The 525-nt window shown below is 58.3% G+C and carries 1 protein-coding gene; it reads left to right on the top strand.

The window, feature by feature from the left end; all coding sequences use genetic code 11:
• Positions 1-450, top strand: a 450-nt coding sequence (locus tag G3A47_RS23405) for an EAL domain-containing protein (protein ID WP_166926684.1), incomplete at its 5' end; no start/stop codon positions are given.
• Positions 451-525: the final 75 nt, after the last annotated feature.

The raw sequence follows: 525 nt of genomic DNA, 5'->3' as shown, positions 1-525 counted from the left end.
GCGAAGAACATCCCGGCAGCAATGCTCGAAATCGAGATCACGGAGGAAGCCCCGATCGATCGCGGCAGGGTGGACAGGAAACTCGAACGCCTGGCCGACGCAGGCATATCGATTGTGCTCGATGATTTCGGGACCGGATTTTCGACCCTCCTGTCGCTGAAGGACAGCCGTATCCGCAAGATCAAGATCGACCAGAACTTCTTGCGCAATCTCTCCAAGTCCGCCGAGGATCAGACTCTCGTCAAAGCCGTCAGCGATCTTGGGCAGGCTCTCGAGATCGAGGTGATGGCTGAAGGCGTGGAGACCGATGAAGACCGGTTGATCCTCGTGTCCCTCGGTTGCCTGATTGCGCAGGGCTACCTTTTCTCGGCCGCCGTGCCGATGGACAGGGCCCTGGGCTTCACCCCTGAGCCCGATCGCGCGCTGCGGCTGCCACTGTTCACCAGCTGACCAATCGCGGCAGCTTCACGCCTCTTGAAGCCGCATAAGCAAATTTCCGATAATGTATAGTTCACTGCCAAAACT

It is taken from the genome of Flavobacterium poyangense (assembly GCF_011751075.1).
GTDB classification, from domain to species: Bacteria; Bacteroidota; Bacteroidia; order Flavobacteriales; family Flavobacteriaceae; genus Flavobacterium; species Flavobacterium poyangense.
The sequence above is the reverse complement of the archived record's forward strand: the minus strand, read 5'-3'. Positions and strand labels throughout refer to the sequence as shown.